Here is a 2,013-nt window from a genome sequence, read left to right on the forward strand (position 1 = left end):
ATGTGTATAAGAGACAGCCGCTTCGGATGCCACGACGTCCTCGTCGGTGAACAGGCCCCCGCCCTGCTGGCGGGCGGGTTTGGCCTGCTTGGGCTTCTGTTTCTGCGGGTCGGCGCTCCCGGCCGGTGTCTGCACCGTTTCGGGCACGTAGGCAGAGGGAGCCCTCCACCACGAGGGAGTGGCCTGTTCGCGGGGCAGCGGTTGCCAGTCGCGTGGGGTGAGATCCGCTGCGGGTACGAGCACGAGGACCGGCACCGTGATTTCGGCCAGGGCCGCCCCACCGTGGTAGCCGGCTCTGCGTCCGGTGTAGCGGACGTCTTCACGCCAGGGGACGGTAATGGTGCCGTCGCCTTCGAGCACGCGCGGTCCGCGGAGGGTTACTTCCCCCTCCCCGGCCCCGGTGCCCGGCCGCCACCTCGCTGATCCGCCGTTGACGCCGGCGGAGGCGGCCTCGCCGCTGCCGCGTTCGATGATGTGGCCGTGGTCGGAGACGAGGACGGCGGGGCGTGCGTAGCTGGCCGGAGTCGAGCGCGTCGTCGATGGTGTTGAGCACGACTCCGACGACCGCGTCGGAGGCGAGCGCGGCAGTCAGTTCCTGGGCGAGGAAGTGACCCGCGTCGCCCCCTATCGACGCCTTGTGGAAGAGGACGGCGTCCGTGCGCTGCTTCCTCCAGAAGGCTGCGAATCCGGACGCTTCCGTGGACTGCCCGCCCTGGGCGGCCGTCCCGGTGAGGAGTGACACCCGGCTCGTACGAGTGACCGAGGGCAGTGCGGAGACCGCTGCGAGCCGCGTCGGCGTTCCGCCCGCCGCAGGCCGTGGCACGATCTCGCGCCAACCGTCGCGTTCGGCTTCCTCACCGAGCTGGGCGGCGACGGAACTGCTCATCCCGTCGAGAACGAGCACGAGGGGTGCTCCACCGGCCAGCAGGGGCCGCGCCGCCGCGTCGAGGACGTTCTCGACGAGGAGGCAGCCGCCGGGCTGCTCGGCCGTGGCGTGGGGGGCCCAGTTGGCCAGGTGGCGGGCGAAGGCTTCGTCCAGTCGTTCACGTCGTTCCCGCCCGCTCTCGTAGAGCTCGCGCAGGGTACGGCCTACGACCGCGTCGCCCCCGGGGTCTCCGGCCCACAGCACGGCCAGCGCTCTGTCCACCCATCCCCAGTCGGTGGTGTGTCCCTGAACACCCGCGTGCACGGAGGTCACGGCGGGTTCCTCCGCGCTCAGCCAGCGGGCCAGACGCACAGCCATCTCCGCCACACGTACCCGGTCGGTGAAGAGACCGACGAGTGCGTGGCCGGCCAGATCGGCCAGTGCGGCCTCACCGTCGGTGGGCGAAACCTGGGCGGCTGCGGCGACCCGACCGAGCTGAGCCGCGAAGCTGGAGGGAAGGAACCGGCTACCGGTGAGGCCGGCGGTGAGCCCCGCCTCACGCGCGAGGTCGTCGGCGCGATGCAGCACGGCGAAGACTCTCTGCCGGGCGTGGACGGAACCTGCTGCCTCGCCCAGCCAGCGGACGAGGGTTCCCTCCACCGCGTCGGTGAAGGCTGCCAGCTCGCCCCGGCGAGGCCGGACCTGGCCGAACAGGCCGCCGACAGCCAGGACCGTGTCGGGGCTCGCGGCCGGGTCACGCAGCGCGGCACCCAGCAGTCCGAGAGGCATGGCGTCCTGGCCGTGTATAAGAGACAGAGCCAGTTCGGCGAAACGTCGGGGGCCGGCCGGCGTGCGGGACCAGGCGAGCAACGCGTCGGCATCCACGGCAGGCCCTGCGGACGTGGGCGACAGGTCAGGATGTCCGAGGCCGAGCCGCTCGGTCACCAGGACCCGCAGGGCGGCGTCCCGGGTCAGGACGCCTGCGGTGCGCGGCCACCCCTGGCCGGTGGGTTCGGCATCGACCAGCGCCTGCAGCAACCAGTCCTCGCGGTACATGCGCATATCGAGGCCGGCGGCCCCGAAGCGCTGCATGACGATTCCCGCCTTCTCGACGGTGAGAGTCCGGCGGTGCACCGCATGTCCTCTCA

General features: G+C 71.7%; 1 protein-coding gene. It reads right to left on the reverse strand.

Translation table 11 applies throughout. From position 1 onward, the window contains the following. Nucleotides 1-319: 319 nt before the first annotated feature. Nucleotides 320-2,013 (reverse strand): BREX-2 system phosphatase PglZ (pglZ, locus tag IH13_RS37465; RefSeq protein ID WP_234433299.1); only part of this gene is annotated, 1,694 nt, incomplete at its 5' end.

Source organism: Streptomyces sp. NRRL WC-3549 (assembly GCF_000721935.1).
GTDB lineage: Bacteria > Actinomycetota > Actinomycetes > Streptomycetales > Streptomycetaceae > Streptomyces.